The sequence below is a fragment of the Enterococcus mediterraneensis genome, from assembly GCF_900604485.1.
Taxonomy (GTDB): Bacteria; Bacillota; Bacilli; order Lactobacillales; family Enterococcaceae; genus Enterococcus_C; species Enterococcus_C mediterraneensis.
In genome coordinates this window covers 215,434-237,031 of sequence record NZ_UWOP01000002.1, presented here as the reverse complement: position 1 = coordinate 237,031, position 21,598 = coordinate 215,434, and the positions used below count along the sequence as shown (strand labels likewise).

At 39.0% G+C, this 21,598-nt stretch carries 22 protein-coding genes, 2 pseudogenes and 2 other annotated features; of the genes and pseudogenes, 10 read left to right on the top strand and 14 right to left on the bottom strand.

Features of this window, described 5'->3' with window-relative positions; all coding sequences use genetic code 11:
- The first annotated feature begins 7 nt into the window (after window positions 1-7).
- The gene (locus tag EFB00_RS13065; RefSeq protein ID WP_122647311.1) at window positions 8-1,702 is read left to right on the top strand and encodes an oleate hydratase; all 1,695 of its coding nucleotides are present in this window, start codon (window positions 8-10) and stop codon (window positions 1,700-1,702) included.
- Between the two features lie 160 nt (window positions 1,703-1,862).
- On the opposite strand, the pseudogene EFB00_RS13060 reads toward EFB00_RS13065, so the two are convergent.
- Window positions 1,863-2,102 (bottom strand): annotated as a pseudogene (locus tag EFB00_RS13060) (integrase core domain-containing protein); the annotation flags it as partial.
- An 86-nt stretch (window positions 2,103-2,188) separates the two neighbouring features.
- Between EFB00_RS13060 and EFB00_RS13055 the strand changes: the two are divergent.
- Window positions 2,189-2,869 (top strand): IS6-like element IS1216 family transposase, encoded by a 681-nt coding sequence (locus tag EFB00_RS13055; protein WP_002325565.1) that lies wholly within the window; start codon window positions 2,189-2,191, stop codon window positions 2,867-2,869.
- A 404-nt stretch (window positions 2,870-3,273) separates the two neighbouring features.
- On the opposite strand, the gene EFB00_RS13045 is transcribed toward EFB00_RS13055, so the two are convergent.
- The 3 genes from EFB00_RS13045 to EFB00_RS13035 all read right to left on the bottom strand — a co-directional run bounded on the left by EFB00_RS13045 (window position 3,274) and on the right by EFB00_RS13035 (window position 5,194).
- A complete protein-coding gene (locus EFB00_RS13045) occupies window positions 3,274-4,038 on the bottom strand; it encodes an ABC transporter permease (protein WP_002311027.1) in 765 nt (254 codons plus the stop codon).
- Window positions 4,035-4,688 carry an ABC transporter ATP-binding protein gene (locus EFB00_RS13040; protein ID WP_002307505.1) on the bottom strand — a complete coding sequence of 218 codons (654 nt, stop codon included), beginning with the start codon at window positions 4,686-4,688 and terminating at the stop codon, window positions 4,035-4,037. Before EFB00_RS13040 ends, EFB00_RS13045 begins: the two co-directional genes overlap by 4 nt.
- An 83-nt stretch (window positions 4,689-4,771) precedes the next feature.
- Window positions 4,772-5,194, bottom strand: a complete 423-nt coding sequence (locus tag EFB00_RS13035) for a cupin domain-containing protein (protein WP_002307506.1) — start codon at window positions 5,192-5,194, stop codon at window positions 4,772-4,774.
- Window positions 5,195-6,027: 833 nt separating this feature from the next.
- Between EFB00_RS13035 and EFB00_RS13020 the strand changes: the two genes are divergently transcribed.
- Window positions 6,028-6,708, top strand: a complete 681-nt coding sequence (locus EFB00_RS13020; RefSeq protein WP_002319817.1) for an IS6-like element ISS1N family transposase — start codon at window positions 6,028-6,030, stop codon at window positions 6,706-6,708.
- 12 nt (window positions 6,709-6,720) lie between these two features.
- Here EFB00_RS13020 and EFB00_RS13015 read toward each other — a convergent pair whose 3' ends face one another.
- The 6 genes from EFB00_RS13015 to EFB00_RS12985 all read right to left on the bottom strand — a co-directional run bounded on the left by EFB00_RS13015 (window position 6,721) and on the right by EFB00_RS12985 (window position 12,472).
- Window positions 6,721-7,449: a chorismate-binding protein gene (locus EFB00_RS13015; RefSeq protein WP_122647310.1), complete on the bottom strand. Its 729-nt coding sequence runs from the start codon at window positions 7,447-7,449 to the stop codon at window positions 6,721-6,723.
- Window positions 7,450-7,500: 51 nt separating this feature from the next.
- Window positions 7,501-7,728: a binding site (T-box leader), on the bottom strand.
- Window positions 7,729-7,765: 37 nt separating this feature from the next.
- Window positions 7,766-7,997: a binding site (T-box leader), on the bottom strand.
- A 72-nt stretch (window positions 7,998-8,069) separates the two neighbouring features.
- Window positions 8,070-9,656 carry an ABC transporter gene (locus tag EFB00_RS13005; protein WP_122647308.1) on the bottom strand — a complete coding sequence of 529 codons (1,587 nt, stop codon included), beginning with the start codon at window positions 9,654-9,656 and terminating at the stop codon, window positions 8,070-8,072.
- Complete coding sequence (locus EFB00_RS13000; protein WP_122647307.1) at window positions 9,649-10,407, bottom strand: ABC transporter ATP-binding protein; 759 nt, start codon at window positions 10,405-10,407, stop codon at window positions 9,649-9,651. The genes EFB00_RS13005 and EFB00_RS13000 overlap by 8 nt, the downstream gene beginning before the upstream one ends.
- A 207-nt stretch (window positions 10,408-10,614) precedes the next feature.
- Window positions 10,615-11,154 (bottom strand): TIGR01440 family protein, encoded by a 540-nt coding sequence (locus EFB00_RS12995; RefSeq protein WP_122647342.1) that lies wholly within the window; start codon window positions 11,152-11,154, stop codon window positions 10,615-10,617.
- A gap of 21 nt (window positions 11,155-11,175) precedes the next feature.
- Window positions 11,176-11,673, bottom strand: a complete 498-nt coding sequence (locus EFB00_RS12990; RefSeq protein ID WP_122647306.1) for an ECF transporter S component — start codon at window positions 11,671-11,673, stop codon at window positions 11,176-11,178.
- Complete coding sequence (locus tag EFB00_RS12985; protein ID WP_420889765.1) at window positions 11,666-12,472, bottom strand: bifunctional hydroxymethylpyrimidine kinase/phosphomethylpyrimidine kinase; 807 nt, start codon at window positions 12,470-12,472, stop codon at window positions 11,666-11,668. Before EFB00_RS12985 ends, EFB00_RS12990 begins: the two co-directional genes overlap by 8 nt.
- Window positions 12,473-12,617: 145 nt before the next feature.
- Here EFB00_RS12985 and EFB00_RS12980 point away from each other — a divergent pair, with 145 nt between their 5' ends.
- The 4 genes from EFB00_RS12980 to EFB00_RS12965 all read left to right on the top strand — a co-directional run bounded on the left by EFB00_RS12980 (window position 12,618) and on the right by EFB00_RS12965 (window position 15,356).
- Window positions 12,618-13,244, top strand: a complete 627-nt coding sequence (locus EFB00_RS12980) for an NAD(P)H-binding protein (protein WP_122647304.1) — start codon at window positions 12,618-12,620, stop codon at window positions 13,242-13,244.
- Window positions 13,245-13,366: 122 nt separating this feature from the next.
- Window positions 13,367-13,687, top strand: a complete 321-nt coding sequence (locus EFB00_RS12975) for a heavy metal-binding domain-containing protein (RefSeq protein ID WP_122647303.1) — start codon at window positions 13,367-13,369, stop codon at window positions 13,685-13,687.
- Window positions 13,688-13,855: 168 nt separating this feature from the next.
- The gene (locus tag EFB00_RS12970) at window positions 13,856-14,749 is read left to right on the top strand and encodes an SDR family oxidoreductase (RefSeq protein ID WP_122647302.1); all 894 of its coding nucleotides are present in this window, start codon (window positions 13,856-13,858) and stop codon (window positions 14,747-14,749) included.
- A 70-nt stretch (window positions 14,750-14,819) separates the two neighbouring features.
- Window positions 14,820-15,356, top strand: a complete 537-nt coding sequence (locus EFB00_RS12965) for a general stress protein (protein WP_122647301.1) — start codon at window positions 14,820-14,822, stop codon at window positions 15,354-15,356.
- A 119-nt stretch (window positions 15,357-15,475) separates the two neighbouring features.
- On the opposite strand, the gene EFB00_RS12960 is transcribed toward EFB00_RS12965, so the two are convergent.
- Entirely contained in the window at window positions 15,476-15,766 is a 291-nt protein-coding gene (locus EFB00_RS12960; RefSeq protein WP_122647300.1) for a hypothetical protein, read from the bottom strand.
- A 164-nt stretch (window positions 15,767-15,930) separates the two neighbouring features.
- On the opposite strand from EFB00_RS12960, the gene EFB00_RS12955 reads away from it, so the two are divergent.
- Complete coding sequence (locus EFB00_RS12955) at window positions 15,931-16,839, top strand: cation diffusion facilitator family transporter (protein ID WP_122647299.1); 909 nt, start codon at window positions 15,931-15,933, stop codon at window positions 16,837-16,839.
- Between the two features lie 419 nt (window positions 16,840-17,258).
- Window positions 17,259-17,594 carry a helix-turn-helix domain-containing protein gene (locus EFB00_RS12950; RefSeq protein ID WP_122647298.1) on the top strand — a complete coding sequence of 112 codons (336 nt, stop codon included), beginning with the start codon at window positions 17,259-17,261 and terminating at the stop codon, window positions 17,592-17,594.
- 77 nt (window positions 17,595-17,671) lie between these two features.
- On the opposite strand, the gene EFB00_RS12945 is transcribed toward EFB00_RS12950, so the two are convergent.
- The gene (locus EFB00_RS12945; protein WP_122647341.1) at window positions 17,672-18,031 is read right to left on the bottom strand and encodes an ArsC/Spx/MgsR family protein; all 360 of its coding nucleotides are present in this window, start codon (window positions 18,029-18,031) and stop codon (window positions 17,672-17,674) included.
- A gap of 511 nt (window positions 18,032-18,542) precedes the next feature.
- On the opposite strand from EFB00_RS12945, the pseudogene EFB00_RS13820 reads away from it, so the two are divergent.
- Window positions 18,543-19,079 (top strand): annotated as a pseudogene (locus EFB00_RS13820) (DUF2264 C-terminal domain-containing protein); the annotation flags it as partial.
- 149 nt (window positions 19,080-19,228) lie between these two features.
- On the opposite strand, the gene EFB00_RS12935 reads toward EFB00_RS13820, so the two are convergent.
- Both EFB00_RS12935 and EFB00_RS12930 read right to left on the bottom strand, forming a co-directional pair.
- Window positions 19,229-20,317, bottom strand: a complete 1,089-nt coding sequence (locus EFB00_RS12935; RefSeq protein WP_122647296.1) for a replication initiator protein A — start codon at window positions 20,315-20,317, stop codon at window positions 19,229-19,231.
- A gap of 690 nt (window positions 20,318-21,007) precedes the next feature.
- Window positions 21,008-21,595 (bottom strand): hypothetical protein, encoded by a 588-nt coding sequence (locus EFB00_RS12930; RefSeq protein ID WP_122647295.1) that lies wholly within the window; start codon window positions 21,593-21,595, stop codon window positions 21,008-21,010.
- Between the last annotated feature and the right edge of the window lie 3 nt (window positions 21,596-21,598).

Below are 21,598 nucleotides of genomic sequence, written 5' to 3'. Positions count from 1 at the left end.
ATTAGTGATGAAAAAAAGTAAAGTTATAATGATTGGTGCCGGTTTAGCAAACATGGCAGCTGCTGTCTACTTGATTCAAGAAGGCAGATGGAATGGCGAACAAATCACCTTTTATTCTTTAGATGATCATGGTTCAAATGACGGTGCCCCAACAGAAACAGTCACAGATGAATATTGGAATAAAAATCATCCCCTTGAAAACCAAAAGGGCTATGTAGCCCGTGGCGGACGGATGCTGAATTATCGGACGTATGTTGATTTAATGGATCTTTTAGATCGAATCCCTTCTGCTACCGAGCCTCATATGACTGCCGCAGAAGATACCCGCGACTTTGATGCAAAACACCGCACATTTGATAAAGCACGGTTATTGGAGGGCGGAAAAGGAATCATTGATGGCGGTCACTTGGGATTGAACAATAAAGACCGTGTTCTTTTAACTAAGCTGATTGCTATGCCGGATTCGGAGGAAGAAAAACTGGATAATGTCTCTATTTCCGAATACTTCAAAGACGATCCTCACTTCTTTGAAACAAACTTCTGGTTCATGTGGGAGACCACTTTTGCTTTCCGTTTGCAAAGTTCTGCTCAAGAATTACGTCGCTATATGCATCAAATGATTTATGAATTTACTCAAATTGAACATTTAGTCGGTGTCAATCGTACGCGTTACAATCAATATGAAAGTATCATGCTTCCATTGGTCAATTATTTGAAAGATCAAGGCTGTCACATTGTACTCAATCGGCTAGTCACTGATTGGGAATTCAAAGAAACAACAATGCAAGATGAAATCACTGTAACCGGGTTAAAAATGACTAATACTGAAACGAATGAAGAAGAATTTGTTCCGGTAGACGATGATACTGCAGTCATCTTTACAAATGGCTCAATTACAGATTCTGCTACTTTAGGCGATTTTGAAACACCGGCTCCTGAAAATATGGACTACGGGGCAGCATCCAGTTTATGGAAAAAAGCCAGCGAACGTTTCTATAATGTAGGAAATCCCGACAAATTTTTTGCTGATCGAAATGCCAGCGAATGGGTCAGCTTTACCTTAACGACGCGTGACCATATTCTTTTGAATGAAATCACACGAATCACGACCCAAATTCCTGGCAATGCACTGAACTCCTTTGTGTCGACTTCGCCAATTACGCCGTTAGGCCAAAAGGATGTCAATATGTCGATTGTCGTCCATCATCAACCCCACTTCACGACCCAAAAACCAAATGAAACAGTCATCTGGGGTTACTTCTTGTATCCTCGCCGTCGTGGTGAATTTGTGGACAAACAATACATTAAGATGAATGGAAAGGAAATGCTGCAAGAACTGATTGGGCAACTTTCTAAAGTCGATCCTGGTCCGGGCAATATCCGCGATAAAGAAGCAGAAATCATGGCTAGTGTAATCAATAATGTTCCGGTCTACATGCCATATGCTTCAGCATTATTCAACAATCGTGCCAAAACTGATCGGCCAAAAGTAATTCCTCAACATTCTACAAACCTTGCCTTTACCGGTGAATTTGTTGAACAGCCTTATCAAATGGTTTTCACTGAACAAAGCGCCGTCCGTTCTGGAGAAATTGCGGCCTTTCACTTCGCAGGTATTCCAATGTCTCGCTTAGTACCAAACCCTCGTTACGATAAAGATTTGAAGACATTGGCTCGTGCCGCGAAAAAAATGTTTGCCTAATAAAAACACCCTACAAAAACTTTTTAATGAAGTTTTTGTAGGGTGTTTTTATACGATATTCACTTTTAACTTTGCACAACTCCCTACCATCGACTAGAAACAATTCTTGCACCGAAAGTGGATTTGAGTCAATATCTTGGACATATTTTAGTAGAGACTGTTACGTCATTTTTGCTTTTGCCAACTCTTCAAACTCCTGTGGGGTTAGATAGTGAATCGAGCTATGGATTCGATTTCGGTTATAAAACCCTTCAATGTAGCTAAATAGTGCTCGATTTGCTTCTTCAAAATCTGAGTAGCTAGTCGTGTAGACTTCTTCCTTTTTCAATGAAGCATGGAAAGATTCGATTCCAGCATTATCATAAGGTATTCCCTTTCTACTATAAGAATGCCTTATTTTGTTGGTTTCAAGGGTTCTGTTGCAAAGTTTTAAATCTACTATCAAATAAGGTAGAATAATAGAAAAAGATAGCAGGAGGAATGACGATGAATCATTTTAAAGGAAAGCAATTTCAGCAGGATGTGATTATTGTAGCCGTGGGCTACTATCTTCGTTATAACCTTAGCTATCGTGAAGTTCAAGAAATCTTATATGATCGTGACATTAACGTTTCTCATACGACGATTTATCGTTGGGTGCAAGAATATGGCAAACTACTCTATCAAATTTGGAAAAAGAAAAATAAAAAATCCTTTTATTCATGGAAAATGGATGAAACGTACATCAAAATTAAAGGAAAATGGCATTATTTGTATCGAGCCATCGATGCAGATGGTTTAACCTTGGATATTTGGTTACGTAAAAAACGGGACACACAAGCAGCCTATGCTTTTCTTAAGCGGTTAGTGAAGCAGTTTGATGAACCGAAGGTTGTAGTCACAGATAAAGCCCCCTCTATTACAAGTGCCTTTAAGAAACTAAAAGAATACGGCTTTTATCAAGGGACAGAACATCGTACCATTAAATACCTGAATAATTTGATTGAACAAGACCATCGTCCAGTAAAGAGACGCAATAAATTCTATCGAAGTTTACGCACTGCCTCTACCACGATTAAAGGCATGGAAGCCATTCGAGGATTATATAAGAAAACCCGAAAAGAAGGCACTCTCTTCGGGTTTTCGGTCTGTACTGAAATCAAGGTATTATTGGGAATCCCAGCTTAAATCATAGATACCGTAAGGGATTTTATTCTTTATTTAAAACTTTGCAACAGAACCATTCAACTTCTCTAGCAATCATTGTCAAATTATCATCTTTGATAATAGTGTCCATGATTTGGAATTCTTATTGGATAGAAATTTCTTTCTAGAACATGATTTCGTCGAAAGTTCTCATTGGTTGAGGATAGGCATGTTCAAAACAATCAGTCCGATATCCTTTTAATCCAGTTGCTGCACTATATAAAAAATTTCATCATAGTTTCGCCCTAGTCGTTCCAAAGATTCGATGACAAAAATATCCTTCTTCCTTAAAAAATGAAGTTCTTTTTGCAATTATTCTCGTGAGGTCTTCTTTTAACTGCATAAAATTGTAACCACTGGTTTTAAGAGTAGTGTATCATCCCAAATCATATAATTAATTGACTGCGATTGTTATAAAACTCACGGTAAGCCATATAACTAGCAATAAATGAAGAAATCGCAGTAACTGAAATCAACATAAACATCACAACAATTTGGTAACGAATCGCTTGAACAGGATCAATTCCCGCAAAAATCAACCCTGACATCATACCTGGTAGGCTGACAAGTCCAACCGTTTTTGTTCGGTCAATAGAAGGAGCCATGCCCGTTTTGACGCTTTCTCTTACAATACTCATGGACGCTTGTTTTTTATTGGCTCCCAATGCCAATTTTTCCAATACCTGTTGGCGTTGGTCCGTAAATTTTGAATTCAAAGACCGATAGGTCACTCCAATCGCAGTCATGGCGTTGCTGGCAATCATGCCTGTAATTGGAACGATTTGGGAAGGGGTCCAGTCAATGACTCCTGAAAAAACAAGAATGAGTAAGGACAAGGCTGTTCCTACTCCAATAGCCGTCGTTGAAATTTTAAAAGAGCGGTTGATCCCCTCACTGCGTGTATGGGCGTTATAAGAAGCGTTGAACACAATGAACAAAACCATCGCTAAAGTGAGAAAGTTGTTATCCACTCGTAATACGTAGCTCAATACATATCCAATAAGGAATAATTGAACGACAGCGCGAATTCCCGCAATAAAAATGTCGTTTCCTAATCCCAATTTCTCTTTGTAATCAATCAACAAGGCAACTATCAAGAGGACAGAGGATAAAAGCAAAGAAAGATTACTGATTTCCAAATTGTTTGTCATTTCGATTCCTCCATTTTTCCACCTTTGATAGTAATCAGACGAGAAGCTTGGTCGATTTCTTCCTGGTTGTGAGTGACGGCCAACACCGTAGTTTGTTGGTCTTTCATCATGTCTCGGACTAAATCAAGGACAATCGCTCTGTTTTCTTGGTCCAATGAACTGGTAACTTCATCCAGGAGCAACACTTTCGGTTGATACATCAAATTTCGGACCAATGCAACCCGTTGTTTTTCCCCTCCTGATAGTTCCTTGACCTCTTTCGATAAGTAAGTTTCAGGTATTTGAACTCGTTCTAACAATTTTTTTGCACGTTCCCGATCAAATCCTTCTTCTCTTATGCGGGCAGGAAAAGACAAGTTCTCTTGAACTGTCTCATCGAATAGAGAAGCGTTTTGAAAGAAATAAGAGACTTCTTTTCTATACTCCACAGGATCGATTTTTTGCAGATCCGTACCTCGATAATAAATTTTTCCGGAAGTTGGGGAAAGCAGCGTACCAATTAATTTCAAAAGGGTACTTTTTCCACTTCCAGAAGGACCAGAAAAAACAATCACTTCCCCTTTGTTTACTGTAAAAGAGATATCTTGAAGGATTTGGTTTCCGTTTGCCTGAAAACCAACCTTCTCTAATTGAAACAATGAATCACTCATACCACTTCTCTCCTTTATAAAAAAGCCCTGCACCAGTGGACCATCCATACGGGTGCAGGGCTTTTGTTTCATCCTAGTGTACCTCAGTGTTCGTTTGGATCGTTTTTGGCGTCTTCATGAGTAGGGTGAACCGTTCCTTCAAGGTGATCTGGACCAGCATAAATGGTATACAGTCTGAGCGGCTTATCACCGGTGTTTTCGATGTTGTGCCACATGTCCGCCGGAACAAATACGGCGTCATCATCCATCACTTTTTGTTGAACATGTAAGTTATCTTTAGAAGGCCCCATTTTACACACGCCTTCTCCTTCTTCAATACGGATAAATTGGTCAATGCCTTCGTGCACTTCCAAACCGATGTCATCGCCTGGTTGAATGGACATTACGGTGACTTGCAGTTTACTGCCTGTCCAAATGGTCGTCCGGTAATTATCATTTCCTGTGGTGGCGTCTTCAATATTAATGATATACGGCTTCTTCCCATGATCCTTGTAGTCTATTTCCATCTTCCATTCCTCCTAGTCTTTGTACTGAAACAATGATACCTACTTCTTATTTATAATAATTCTAATTAATGGTACCACATCTAAAAATTCTATGCAAAAAAATTGGCTTTTTGGAGAGCGATTCTAAACAAAGACCATATAACGCGCAATTACAATTGGTACCCCTTAATCCTCAGCACATAAAGGAAAAAATATGGAATCAAAAAATAACCGATATGTACTCTGGTTATGACTTGAATCAGGGAGAATTTCAGAGACGACACATCATACTTTTTTAGTTTGCACTTGTAAAATAACTAGCGTACATTAAGTTTATGCTCACTATCAAGCGTTGTCAATCCTTTAGACTCTTATCAATTTCGAAAGAAAGTAGCAAGGTTATTGATTGTGACTGTAAAAGTGGGGTGTTCCTATAAGCTCATTAAACTATCTTCTCTAATTTATCATGCTATTTAAATTCTGTTTTTTCATGAGAATTTTTGTCCAAAACTTGTTAAAATGATTTTAAAAAATACTTACATACACAATCCCCAAAAGACACTAATGTCATTTCAGTCAAAAAAGATACCGCAGAAAATTTCCACCTGAGATTCAATACGATATTACTCTCTTGACAGCCAGCTTAATTCCTTAGTTGAATAGATTATTAAAGTGCACAAAAAAACAATGCGGCGTTTGTTATATTTTCTGGTATAAGCGACGGTGCTATAAACTTTTTTGCAGATTAAAAATCATATGAATTTAACTCCAGTAATAAGAGGGTTCTGTTGCAAAGTTTTCCAAAAAATCTATTTTAGTGTAAAATTGAGAAAAAAGACAGAGAGGACAGAGTAATGAATCATTTTAAAGGCAAACAATTCAAAAAAGACGTCATTATTGTCGCTGTTGGTTACTACCTGCGTTACAATCTAAGCTATCGTGAAGTTCAGGAATTGTTATATGATCGTGGAATAAATGTTTGTCATACTACGATTTATCGTTGGGTGCAAGAGTACAGCAAAGTCCTCTATTATCTTTGGAAGAAGAAAAATAGACAATCCTTCTATTCATGGAAAATGGACGAAACCTATATCAAAATTAAGGGACGTTGGCATTATCTTTATCGTGCAATTGATGCGGACGGCTTAACCTTAGATATCTGGTTACGAAAGAAACGGGATACGCAAGCAGCCTATGCTTTCTTAAAACGACTCCATAAACAGTTTGGTGAGCCGAAAGCAATTGTGACCGATAAAGCACCTTCTCTTGGCTCCGCCTTTAGAAAGTTACAGAGTGTGGGTTTATATACTAAGACAGAGCACCGAACTGTGAAGTATCTTAACAATTTAATAGAACAAGACCATCGACCTATTAAACGACGAAATAAATTTTATCAAAGTCTCCGTACAGCCTCTTCCACGATTAAGGGCATGGAGACCATTCGAGGAATATATAAAAAGAACCGAAGAAATGGAACGCTCTTCGGCTTTTCGGTGTCTACTGAAATCAAGGTATTAATGGGAATAACAGCCTAAGATATTTGGAGTTCAGAGAGGGCGCGTTTGATTTTCAAACTTCGCAACAGAACCAAACGGGTCCTGTGTGAAAGGAGCCGTCAAGCGCTGAGAAGGAACGACTTGAAAGATGTCTCCTTCCGTGATTTTCTGTTTGGCTTTTTCAACCATCGCCTGATAGGCTTCTTCAGTGAAATTGCTGATAAAATCCAATGTGGTCTTTGTCACTGCTTGCTGTTCGCAAGGATGCTCACGGAGGATCTCTTCTTGCAGTTTCGCTAAACGGTCATCTAGGATTTCTTCGTCGCAGCCGCTGTAAGTATTACCGGCGATCAGATATAGATCTTGCATTTGATGATCGTAGACTACGAAAGTTTCAAACAAGTACAGTTGAAGATCGGGAATCTCCAATTCATCTCGCGGCGGTGTACCGATATTTTCATAAGCCGCCGCTATATCGTAACCGATATAGCCGATCGCGCCTCCTTGAAAAGGCAACTCTGCGATACTGTCATCGTCTTTCAGAACGTACTTTTCGACTTCCTTCAAAGGATCGGTGCAAGGATATGCTTTTTGATCGATTTGAAAGACGCCTTCACGATATTGCAGATGATGCACCGGATCTAATGCGATCAGCGAATAACGGTCCTTTTCAGATTCGCGGGGAATACTTTCTAATAGACAATTGGCGTGCTGGTTCAAACGAAAATATAGAGAAACCGGTGTTAAACAATCGCCGTTGATTTTTTTGATTTTTTTCATTGTTCCCATCCTTTCAAATAAAAAAGCCCTCAAGACAAACAAAACGTCTGTCTTGAGGGCGTAAGATACGCGGTACCACCTCGATTTATGCCAAAAAAGCATCTCTGTCAGCTGTCTATCAACAGCCTTCCTCTGTAACGGGAGTTCCCGTCATCCCCTACTTTTGTTCAAGGATGCTCCAACAAGTCCATTCATTCAGTGAAAAATGCTCCATTCTCATCGACAGAAGCTTTCTGTAATCTTTCTAACCTCAACTACTTCTCTTGCTTATGATTTTTTATAATAAAAAAAGCCCCCAAACCAGACTGATGTCCAGTTTGAGGGCGGAAATTCCACGGTGCCACCTCAAAATCGTACACAAAAAACATGTACCTCACTAGCCGTCCAACAACGGCCGTACTCGATAACGGGAGTTCCCGAAAGCCCCTACTTATGTTCAAGGCTCCAGTCCAAAAGTCCATTCACATCTATGCCCCTACTGATTCACAGCACCATCAGCTCTCTGAAAAGGTAACAAACATGCTACTACTCTTTTGCCTAACATTTGTTGTTACGAATATTACGCTGGAACTAACCAATAGTCAAGCACATTTTTAAAAAATAACAACAAAAAAAGTTCATTACTCTAATTTAGACCAAAAACGCTTTTGATAATATGTGATCCACCAGACACAGGCAATCAGTATCAATAAAAACGCGATCCCGTTGACCAGCCAAAAAGAGAAGTATAATGCCGCCATCCCATATATCACCAACAGGATAATACTTATAAACATGGAAAGCAGCATTCCCAAAATCATTCCGGTATTTCCCCCGCCGCGAGAAAACAGCTGACTAATATTTGTCCAATATAAAAACATCAACCGATAATCTCTGGCAAAATAACGCAGCGACAATAAATAACTTCCTAATAGAGAACCCAAAACTAAGCTTGCAATAAATATCAATGGCAGACCGAAACTAAAACCGCCAAGCAACGCGATAAGTCCTGTGATCACCATTTGGAGCAGACAGCCGAAACGAAATTTTTCTTTTAGATATGCTTTTAACGAAATCGGTAATGAACGGATAAATAAAAAATTTTCCTGATCAAGTGATATCAGATTACTGATAAAAGAAGTTTGATTGACTGTCAGCGCAGCCAGTACGATCCCTGTTACAAAAACTACACCGATAAAGCGAATATCCAGATCTCGCAAAGCGATTTTGCCGCCAAAAGCAAACGCAAATATAAAAATTATCGGTGTCATCAAAGACGTTGACATTACTTGCATAATCAAGTTAGGATCCCGCACCAATTGTGAATTGTAACTGAACAACAATTGTCGTAAATTTTGATGTGTTTTGCGTTTTCTTTTAGAAACGGCTGACTGATTGGCAGCCGTTAACTGTTCATAAAGTTTAGGTAATAAAGCTTTATTGATGATCATAGCCAACAATACCGCAAGCAAAAGCACTCCTGCGATGCTAAGCGCCCCAACCGATGTGAAAGGCTCTTTGACGGCATAAAAGAGGGGCAATAAAAATGCGATAGCTCCACGATCTGCAAAGCTGCCGTCCACCTCAAAAGATGAGTTTTGAGTATTCATCAGCAAGATCCCAACCACTCCGACGAGCATCGATCCGCTTAGCAGAAGACTCGTTACCAAGCGTTTATGCTTTTGAAAAAAAGCGGTACGAGCCATACCAAAAACAATCAGGCTGCAGATACTGAATGTGATCAGCAGAAACAGTATAAATAAAATTACAGACAGCAGAATAGTAACCGGTAAAAAGACCCCTGCCCGCCAACCAGTTAAAAGAAATAAAATCAATAATGGAAAAACAAACGGCGTGACGGTCAATGCTACTACTAAAATTTTTGCTAAAAAAATCTGTGCCTGCTTAAACGGTAACGGCAAAAAAGTCTGCAGATCATTCCCTTCAAAGAAAACATTGTAGATAACGGTGATACCTTGTGACAAACCTAAAAGACCAAAAAGCGCGACATAATACGTAAAAAATCCCGGCATTCGACTGAAATCGGTCATTATCATCATAAAGCCGTAAACCACTATAAAAACCAATCCAGATAAAATATATTGATTGATGAGAGAACGGGACAATTGTTTGCCGCTCTTGCCTTTTTTCCGAATCTTTTCAGTCACTTGAGGATTGGCATACCGTAAATTCACACGGGTCAACTCTACTAATTGCCGTTTATTCATCCGCCTCACGCTCCAGTTTTGCGGATTGTGCGCCTTGTCGTCCAGCCATTTTTAAATAGATCGTTTCCAATGATTCATTCGGTGATTGCTCTAACAGATCAGATACTGATCCATTGTAGATCAATTCTCCTTTTTTCAAGATAGCAAGCTCGTCACACAACTGTTGAGCTGTATCTAAGACATGCGTTGAAAAAATAACTGTTTTTCCTTTAGCGGCGTGGGCTTTCATCATCTCTTTCAAATCATATGCAGCTTGCGGATCAAGCCCTTGCAACGGCTCATCCAATACCCAAATATCAGGATCAGGCAGCAATGTACCAATCAATACCGTTTTTTGCCGCATCCCGTGAGAAAAACCTGAAATCGTTTCGTCTTGATGAACTTGCATATCAAAAAGCCCAGCTAGTTCTGTTACACGCTGTTCTTTTTGTTGCTCCGACAGCTCGTAGGCCGCCGCGATCAAATCCCAATATTCGCCAGCTGTCAATTGCAGAAAAATATCCGGGGAATCCGGTACATACCCGATCTTTTTCTTGATCTCTAACCGATTTTCCACCAAATCCAATCCTTCTACTGTGATTCTTCCTGATGTTGGCTGGATAATACTGACTAAGCTTTTGATCGTTGTTGATTTTCCGGCACCATTATGACCTAAAAAGCCAAAGATCTCGCCCTGTTTGATAGTTAAAGTCAAATCTTTCAGCGCTTGAGTTGTGCCGTAAGTTTTATTGACATTGATAAATTCGATCATTTTTCCACACCTCTCTTACTTATTAGTGTCAATTGTACCCCTATAAGATAACAAGGTAAACAAATATTTTTTTCAAATGGAGATACAAAATATACACCTGAAACTCGGCCGATTAAATGATTTTTTTTCAATAAAAAAACCTTCAGCAAAAGACAGTTTCGCTGAAGGCTGGTTTTGAAAATCGATTTAGGATTTATTGTATTGTTTTTAATATTCTGCCCGCGGACCGCCAACATATTTGGGACGGCTGCGAAGCGCAGTTACATGGGCGCCGCCTAGTTCTTTGATTGAAGGACGGACAGGTACTTGGACATGTTTCACATGCATTCCGATAGAAGTATCGCCAATATCGACCCCTGCTTGAGCCACGATATGTTCCACTTCCACTGGATCGCTGAATTGCTCAAAGGCCGCTACGGAACAAGAACCTCCTGCATGCAATGCCGGTTTGACGGAAACGATCTCCCAATCTTTTTTCTCTGCGATTTCCCGTTCTACCACTAATGCACGATTGATATGTTCGCAACCCTGAACAGCCAAATAGATTCCTTTAGGGTCCAGGATTTTTTTCATTGTTTCGATCACCCATTGACCGACTTCTTGACTGGAATTTTTTCCGATAGTGCCGCCGACGATTTCACTCGTTGTACAGCCTAAAACAAAAACATTTCCCGATTTTAAATCTGCCTCTGCCAATACTTCTTCAACGATCGTTGTTACTTGTTGTTGTAATTTTTCCTTTTCCATTTCCATTGGAAAGCCTTCTTTCTATTTGTACTGCAGGCGGTGTACGATCTTGTGCAACGCTTGATATAAAGGGATCGTTACTGCGATGCCAAACAAGTTTTGGACGATATTGCTGGGTATTGAAGCGATCCCAGCCGGCCAACTATATAGGAATGCCGTAGCAAACCCGTAGCCCACCACCATAAAAATACTGCCTAAAGCAAGTCCAATCGCCATCCCCCGGGAATTAGGCATCTTTTGATAAAGATAGCCTAAAATCAATCCTTGAATACCGTGGATCAAAATCGAAAACAACGCCCATTCCGGATATCCCGAGATGATGTCGATCAAGCCGCCGCTCAATGCTCCTACCATCAAGCCGCCCATCGGTCCAAACAGCAATCCGGAAGTATAGATCCCAACTTCACATAAAGTCACAAAACCTTTTGTAGCCGGGACTGGAATAATAAACATGATGGACAATACCACGGTCAAAGCGACCATCAATGCGATTTGTGTCATTTCTTTTGTTTTAAACATCTTCTTCCCTCCCTGCGATTCCTCCATACCAAACATTGCCTTCTGCCGTATTTAGATAGACTCCATTTTCAATAGCGTGATAAACAAATGCCTTGCTTTTGGCAATAGCTTCAATGAGCGGTTTTCCTTGAACAAGATTCGCCGCGATCGACGAGGCAAATGTGCAGCCGGCACCGTTGATCGTGGGTTTTGCCAATTTAGGTTTGGAAAAAAGCTCAAACTGTTCCCCATCATAATACAAATCCGAAGCCAACGTTCCTGATAATCTTTCGCCGCCTTTGATGACAACGGTTTTCGGCCCCAAAAGCAGAATCTTTTGTGCTGCCTGTTTCATTTCAGCAATCGTTGTGATCTTCATTTCGCTTAAGATCTCGGCTTCTTTCAAGTTAGGCGTTACGACTTCTGCTAATGGAAAAAGCTTTTCTACTAATGCATCTTTATAAGTCTGATTATAGATCTGATCCGTTTCCTTGAAAGCCAGCACTGGATCCAACACGATCGGAACCTTGTAATGAGTGAGGAATTCCCGCACCAATTCGATTCCTTCAAGACTATGGATCAAACCGATTTTGATGCCGTCTAGTTTGATCGTTTCTTTAATGGTATCCAATTGTTCAGAAATCACCTCTGCAGGTAAGTCTTTGATTTCAAATTGATGATCCTTGACTACCGCGATACAAGTGATCGCAGTTAAACCAAATAATTGGTAGTTTTCAAAAGTTTTCAAATCTGATTGCAATCCGCCGCCAGCCAATGTGTCTGAACCGGCGATCGTTAAAATCATTTTTTTCACAGGCATCTTCTCCTTGCCCTTCATTATAAAAGAGCAAGCAACAAATAGAAACAGCCAATTGTCTGATTTATGACCCAACCAATTATAAGTGCTATCAGTTGTTTTTGCACTTTTCTTGCGTTAGCATAAAAAGAAAAGAGGAGGATGTCAAATGAAAGTATTTGTCGCCGGCGCAACCGGCCGAGTAGGAGAAGATTTGATTACAGCATTAGTCAACAAAGGCCACTTCGTCTATGCCGCAGCCAGAAGCGAGGAAAAAATTTCCCCCACCGATCATGTACAGCCGATTCATTTAGATTTACATGCTGAAGTTTCTGAAATCGCTGAAAAATTGGCTGATGCTGATGCGGTATATTTCGTAGCCGGATCGCGAGGAAAAGATTTACTCCAGACTGATCTTTATGGTGCTGTAAAATTGATGAAAGCCGTTGAACAAAAAGGGATCCGTCGTTATATCCACCTAAGCTCGTTATTCGCATTGGAACCTGAAAAATGGAGTTCTGAGATCACTGATTACAATATCGCGAAGTTTTTCTCTGATCATTGGTTGATGGAAAACACTGATTTGGATTATACGATCTTACAACCAGGCAGCTTGGAAGAAACTGCCGGCAGCGGCAAGATCACTATTGACGTAAAAAGCGGAACGAAAAATTCCATTGAAAACGTCGCTGCTGTTCTAGCAGAATTATTGGAGCGGACCAATACCTACAAAAAAGTCATTCTAATGGGTGATGGCGACGAACCTATCGCTGAGGCGTTGGAAAAAATTTCATAAGCTACCTCCGTCTGATAGAAATTTATTCTATAGTATTTTCTATCAGCCTCTGGATTTGAGGGCTTTGGAACAGTTGTTTCACTTTGCAATAGTGTATACTAATAAAAAAAGGAGGTAGAAAAATGATTGTGACAACAACAAATCAAGTAGAAAAGCGTACCATCGCTAAATACCAAGGAATCGTCTTTGGGGAAGTCATTACTGGGATCAACGTATTCAAAGATATCGGTGCCAGTGTTCGTAATGTTTTAGGTGGACGTTCTAAAAGCTATGAAAATGAATTACTGGTCGCCCGTGAAGAAGCGATCGCTGAAATGGTCGAACGTGCAAAAAAAGTTGATGCCGATGCAATCGTTGGTATGAAAATGGACTACGAAGTGCTCGGATCTGACAATGGTATGCTGATGGTAACTTGCAGCGGAACTGCTGTCCTTTTAGATTAAACAAAAGCTGAGTGAGATGTGAAACATATCTTACTCAGCTTTTTATTTTTTGCTTTATCTGTTCTTTTGATCAAATAAACAAATAAAAATCATTAGAAATGCGTATTTCTTTTGATTTTTTTTTATTTCCGCTAAGATTAAGATATCAAGAGAAAAGGAGTGCATAACATGACAGAACCAATTTTAAAAGACCCTAGAACACTGTATCACACCGAAAAATTCGCGAAACAAGAACAGGATACTCCTGCATTGCAGGCAAAAATGACACCTAAACCTGATTGCGGCGAAGAAAGCTATGTCGGTAATCATAAATTAGAAAATCGACGCGTTTTGATCACTGGCGGAGATTCAGGAATCGGTCGTGCTGCTGCTATTGCATTTGCTCGTGAAGGCGCGGATATCGCTCTGCATTTTTTCCCAGGTGAAGAAGAAGACGCAAATGAAGTTGCTGAATTGATCAAAAAAGAGGATCGTAAAGTGGTCTTGCTTCCATATGATCTGCGGGATGAATCTGCACCGGCAAAAATCGTGGAACAAGCAGTTGCTGAACTTGGCGGCTTGGATACATTGGTCCTGAATGCGGCACAACAGATCTCTCGTCCGGGAGTTACCGCGCTTCCTATCGAACAAGTGAAAGACACATTTATGGTCAATATCATTTCGATGTTTGCGTTGGTTAAAGAAGCGGAACCTCATTTGCCAGCAGGCGGCGCAATTATAACCACAACTTCCGTCCAAGCCTTCAACCCTAGCAGTAACTTAACAGATTACGCTGCGACTAAAGCGGCGATTGCTAACTTTACGGTGAACTTAGCAAATCAATTCGCTGAAAAAGGGATTCGCGTAAACGGTGTTGCCCCAGGACCTATCTGGACACCACTGCAATTGGATCATGGACAACCGAGCGATGCCATCCCAGAATTTGGCCAAGAAAGTCTGATGGGACGTGCTGGACAACCGGCTGAATTGGCACCAGTCTATGTCTTCCTTGCTTCAAATGATGCGAGCTATGTCACTGCACAAATCTATGGAGTTACTGGCGGAGAGCCGATTAACTTATAGTCGTTTGTCATGTCACTTGGTCGTTTCTTCACAATCGTTTGTTGCACTTAAATAGAAAGGACGGAGTTATATGAGTAAAATCATCCAAGGTAATTTTTCTAATTTAGCTGAAGCTGAGGTTGCTGCTGATAAATTGATTGCCAGTGGTTATCCAAAAGAATCTATCTGTTTAGTAGTCGACAAGTCTCAACACCCGGATATTCAGGAGAAAACAGATTTGCCAGTCGAAACAACGTTCTCTTTGAATGATGGCGAGACTGAAGAATCCTTATGGGAAAGAATCAAGGACTTCTTTGGCGGAGAAGAACAAGATACGTTTAAAGACAAAGTTCAACAGTACCAAGATGAACTGGCAAGCGGAAATATTCTAGTAGTCTATGATGAAGAATTGGTAGAAAATGCCCCTACTACGATCCCGACTATCGATGAAGAAGATATGCCGAAAAGAACTGAGCAGGCGACAACTCCGCAAAATGATTTAGACCATCCGGAACGAATCGATATTGATACTGACAATGCAGACACACCGTTAGTAGATACGCCGCCTAAAGAGGGCAAAATTGCTCCTGATCTTACAAAACGGATGGATGACAAAAATCATATTTAACGATACTTGAAAAACATTTATTTTATCGGCAATAGCAGTTTTTATATCAGGCTGTCTGGAGTAAACTTAATAAATTTGTTTTTAGGAGTGGAGCAATCCACTCCTTTTTTTCGTAAAAATCAACATTTGACTTTTTCTGCAAGTCGTAATTCTTGAAATTTCTTATCGATTTTTGTCAATTGCTGCAAGTAATCTTCATAAAAGGTTTGGAACAAACAAGCATTGCCGTGGTATTGAGCAACCAGCTTTTTCTTGTTCAATGGCGCATCACTTGATTTAAAATACATATTGATGACTTTTAATGGCTCCTCCCATGAAGCCAGTTGCTGCACACATTCCTGCAGTCTATAAATCTCTTGGTGAGTGACCGCTTTAATAGGCTGATTTTTTTTCGTTAGATAGTTTGTCATGCTGAATTCCCCTCTCTTGTTATTACCTCTGTGATTAGATTTGACCGTTCTTACTAAAGACAAAAATATTGCATTCATATCAAGATATGATACTCTTAATATGAATAGACATTCATATAACGTTGGTTGTATTTATTACTAAAAAGCCAAAGGAGGTCATCCTCATGAGTAAGCAGACACATACTCCTGTCTCAGGATCGCAACAAGCGAAAAAGCATATCAAATTGGCGTTTTTCATCAATCTCTTTTTTTCCATTGGTGAATTTCTTTTTGGCTTTTTATTTAACAGCGTTTCCATCATGTCTGATGCTGTTCATGATTTAGGTGATTCTGTATCTATCGGCTTTGCTTGGTTCTTTCAACGTTATTCTGAAAAAAAGCAAGACGATCGTTACACTTTTGGCTACTCCCGTTTTTCATTGCTCGGCGCATTGCTTACCGGATTGATCCTAATCAGCGGGTCAGTCTTTATGATCTATCAAAGTGTCCCCCGCCTAATCCATCCGGAACCAGTCAATGACCGCGGAATGTTTTGGCTGTCATTGGCGGCTATTGCGTTGAACGGTTATGCGGCATGGGTATTGAGTAAAGGAACCAGCAAAAACGAGCGCCTGCTCAATTTACATATGTTAGAAGATGTTCTAGGTTGGGTCGGTGTTTTGATTGTAAGTTTGCTGATGAATCTAACAGACTTCTACCGCCTTGATCCGATTTTGTCGATCCTGATCGCTCTTTATCTTCTTTACAAAACGATCCCGGAGTTTTTATCCACTATGAATATTTTATTAGACGGTACACCAGATACAGTGGATCTGCCCCATTTGGCTGAAGCAATTGGAAAAATCCCGAAAGTCCAAGACGTTTCTCATCTCCACGTTTGGTCTCTTAACGGTGAAGAAAACGCCTTGATCGTGACAGTCTTGATCGATTCTGACGCATTAACAAATCATTTAGAGATCAAGCAGACGATTTTAAAATTAGCACAAGAAAATGGCGTCAAGGATCACGTTACTATCGAACTCGCTACCAGCCAAGAAGAACTGGAAAAAGATTATGGGAAAGCACAAAAATAAAACAACAAACAGTTGATATACCCCGGTGAAACAGCAAAGTTTATTTTTATTTTCTGGCTCTCCTTTTTCATCTAAACCCAACGTGCAGTATTTTGCTCCGTTGGGTTTTTGCTGTTTTTACAGGTTGTTTTCTTGCCAGTGGGTTAGTTTTGATTCGATTGCTTTTCTTTGGTAAGCGCTTTTAAAAAAGCCGAAAAAAATTTAACCAGTCCTATTAAAGATTACTATTAGTTAACTCGCCTTTCTTTATAGTTGTAAAACTAATTCATTTTTATCACTGTTATAGTAGGATTTATTTAAAGTTTAGTTAACTATTTGTAAAATGTCAATATGTATTGTATACTTTTTGTTAACTTTATTTCATTCATTTGTGTTAACTATATGTTAACGTTAAAATAATAGTAAACTGAGGTGATGACATGAATTTTAGTTTACGATTAAAAGAGTTGCGTTTACAGAACAAACTTACCCAACAAGAACTAGGTGAGATCGTCCATGTCTCAAAAGTTTCGATCTCAGGATATGAACGTGGGGATCGCAGTCCAGATCGCGATACACTGACTGCGCTTGCAGATTATTTTGGGGTTTCCATCGACTATTTACTTGGACGGGAACGCAGTGCCGATTTTTTAACAAAAAAACAGCGAACAGTCGCCCAACAAATCGATGAATCCTTTACTAATGAAGAAATGACTAGTATCTTAGATTACATTTCTTTTGTTAAACAACGACATACGACTAGTAAAAAGCAGTAAAAAACAAATAAACAACCTGAAGCTCCTTTGTAAAAAGCCAGGTTGTTTATTAGTACTGTTTAATGCACAAAACCGCATCAACCATTCCATTCATATAAAACTGAATTCAACAGGACTTCGTCTAACCCAATAATGATGATATCGTCAAACACCGTGATTGGTCGACGTAAAACGGCAGGATGTTGACAGAGTATTTTTTTTGCTTCTTCTCTAGATAAATCCGCAGTCTCAAGGTTTAAACGCTGAAATTCTTCACACCATTCCGCTATTATCAAATCTACGTTTCCTGAACTAAGGTCTAAGAGCAGATCTGCATCTTCTTCTGTAAGTGTTGTCCCATAGACTTCGACAGCTTCAAATTCAAGCCCGTTATCAATCAGCCACTGCTCTACTTTTTTACATGTTGGACATGCAGCTGACCCAAATATTTTTATCATACTCTTCACACCCTTATTTTCGAACCATTCCCATCAATACAATTAGCTTCTATCTACAATTAATTGTATCAATTATATACGTTTTTTATCAAATATAAAGGTTTTATTGTGAGTTTTTGATATTATTATAGAGATTTTTATGATTTCACTTTTAGTAAAAGTAAATTCAAAATAGAAATTTTGTCACTCCTAGCAAGATAACATTTACATAATATAGTCCTTTTCACAAAATAAATTTTCTAGAATATTTTGTCCTCCTACACTTTAACAACTGAGAGCAAAAGTAATAAAACTAAAAACTTTAGTTTTAAACTGACAGAATTTTTTATTAAAAGCGTAAAATAACAACGTCCATACCTAAAATAATTCTTTTAGGATAAATTTTTTAATAGCAAAATAGAGCAGCAAACTAAAGCGGTTGTTTTTGAAAACAATAAAGAGTCATTGGAAGTAATCTAGGAATATTATGCAAAAAGTTGGTATTTTCTAAACACGGGCCTTCGACAACACACTTGCTGTCTCAGAAACCAACACGCACTTCAAAACCGCGTTCGGTTACGAAGATTACGCGATCCACGATCAATATGTTTACTCTAAATGGCAGCCTTACAATGATTGCAGCATAAAAAATTTCATTGTCCCTCACTATCCTTGGCATCTTCGTGTCCATCAGATAGACACAAATCGAGAGATCAATCTCTTAGCAGGAAGCTTTTCAGCACCGGCTGACGGAAAAATTCTGGAAACAACAGCTGATACTATACGCTACTGTAGTTCTGTCGGTACAACGGCCTTAAAAAGTTTTACACCTGGTATGCAGTGTGAGCTGTCGATGCCGGAGCCTAATACGAACTTACTGTTTGACCGGACTGTTCTCCCTCTGGCTACTCTTCATTTAGAACCGGGCAAGTATACAGTCATCTACGCCTGTCTAGGAGATCCTAAACATGAAACTCCTCTTGCACTCAAGGATGTTACACTCAGCGGGAGTCTGCTGACTTTTAGGCTAAATGATCAACCATTTGAAGTATTGCTGAAAGAACTATAAGTTTTTTACTGGATAACTAACATTCATCCAATTGTTGGGGATCAGCTTCTGTTGCATGAAGCTGGTGCCCATATTTTTTGTATTTGGATAAACCACATGGAATCGATCTTAATAACTTCTGGGACACCCCTTTAACTTAAAGAAAGCCTCTACCCTACTGTTTGCACTGTTTTTCGGTTTTTTACTCTGTCAAATATCCGCAACAATTCTGCATCCAATTCAAACTGATCTTCAAAAAACTGTTTCGTGCGTTCGATAAAATATCCGCGGAAAAACGTATAGAAAAAGCCGGCGGGATTCGTAATTTGTTTGTAACGATAAATCTGTTCAAATGCCACTATCAGTGCTGACTCAAGGCCAGTACGATAATAAGGATTTCCTTCAAACGTTAATAAATCTAAATGTTCCGTTGTCAAACCAGCCTGCCGGAAGCGCTTGACTGTTTCAAATTTGGCTTTAAAAATTGTATCGATAAACCACTTCATTTGGTTATAGTCATTTTTAGTCATTTGCTGGATCCGTTTCAATGCAGCTTCTCCCAAAACATCGCGGTAGCGATGAACCAGTCCTTCACAAAGCAGTTCAGTGGTCTCCTCTTTGATTTTAGCAGTGAGCGGTCGCGAATCTGTTTTAGTTGTTTCTTCTGTTTCTCTTGTTTCTTTTGGATTAACTTGTAATTTCTCTGTACTTATCAGCAAATTTTGCGTTTTCGATGTAGCAGATTCTGCGTTCTCAATGGTTACAGGGGACTCCGTCTGTTGTTCTAAAGACCAGGTATAAGTCAATGCCACAGTAGGCGCTTCTTTACGGATTTTGCGAGCTTTGGCAGTCGTCGTATTTTTATAAGCCAGTTTTGGTTTTACGGTTGGTTCAGGATTTTGTGGATTAGCGACATAGATGCGATAATTTTTTAATCCATGTTTCACAACTTCGATCAGTCCCAGCTTGACCAGATCATTCCGCAGCTCAGTAACTTTGCGTGTGGAAATATTTAACAAATCAGCGGCTTCATCATTGGTAAAATAGATAAAAAAGCGGCCTTCATCATCTTGCCAAGCGCCATCTTTTTGAGAATTATACATACTGCAGGTCATTCTCATGGTATAAAGGGCATGCAGCATCACTGCCTGCATCGATAACTCGGCATATAAAGGATTATTGAAAAAATTAGTGTTGATTTGGATATAATTGCTTTGCGGCAGGTTGTCCAACGACATTTCATTGTCTAATTTGCACATAAAAAAGCCCCTCTCTTATGATCTAAATTAATAAGAAATCATAAAAATAAGGGCTGATTGCTAGCTAAATAAACCTCAGTTATTGTCATGAGGGCAGAATTTTGCTATACTTATTCTAGATTAAATGGATTTCTTATTAATTTAACAAGGACTGCGAATCCTTGGTGATTGTAGATATCAAGTTGCGAAGTTGATATCTAAATGTAAATCCTTAAGCTAAGAGACTGCGAATCTCTTGGCTTTTTTTAGTTATTAACAGTGGATAACTAAAAGACATTTTTTCTCATTCATTTATCCACAATGCTAGGATAACATTTATATTTTGAATAAGTAAAGCGGAAAATTATCCACAATTTAATTTAGGTAAACTTCATTTAGCTTATTTCTCTTATTTAAGTAAACCTAAATAATGAAAATATCTAAATTTTGGTAAACCGTAATAATGTTTTTTTTATTATTGAAGTTTACCTAAATATAGTATAAATGAAACTTTCAAAGATGTTTAAAGGGATAGTATCAATCTTTTTTGATTTTATTTTCAGAAAAAGACGTAAAAAAAGTAAACCGTAATGTATGTTTTACATAATTTGCGGTTTACTTTTTTTACGGACTTTTCTATTTTGCAGTAAACTTTAATATAGATATTTTCAACAATCCAGTTTACTTTAATAATTAAAAATTTATTTTATTCTAATCTTTTTTTAATTCTAAGAATAATTTTTGATACTTTGGTTTCTCCCGATATTCTTGTAAAAGCTTCTCTTCTTCTTTCAATAAGAACTCCTGATCCTCAACACTCAGCCCTTTTTCGAAGTAATATTGATACAAGTAGTCGATCATTTGGTCTGGTGTATAGGTATCGAATTTTTTGTCAATCAAATTCGTCAGTTTTGCTTTGGTTCGGGCCGATATTTTTTGCATTTCCAGAGCTTTTTGCAACGGATCAGTATAAATAGGCTTACGCCCGACTTTTCCTTTGCGTTCGCGACTAGTGATAGTGACGACATTTGATACGGATTGTTTGATAGCTTCATTGGGTTGAATCTCTTGACGGCTTTCAGGCTGCTCTTTAACAGCTGTTCTAGCAGCATTTTGTTGCGAGCTAGCTGTTTTTTTCTGATTATCTTCTTCTTCGCTGCCTTTAGCGTTTGCTTTATTGAATTCTTGCAGCTTTTTTAACGCGGAGTTGCCACTATTGATTTTCCCCATCTCTTCAAGGGCACTTTGCGTTTGGTTATTTTTGTTGATGAGAGAATTCATTCTCATTTTACGAGCCATTTG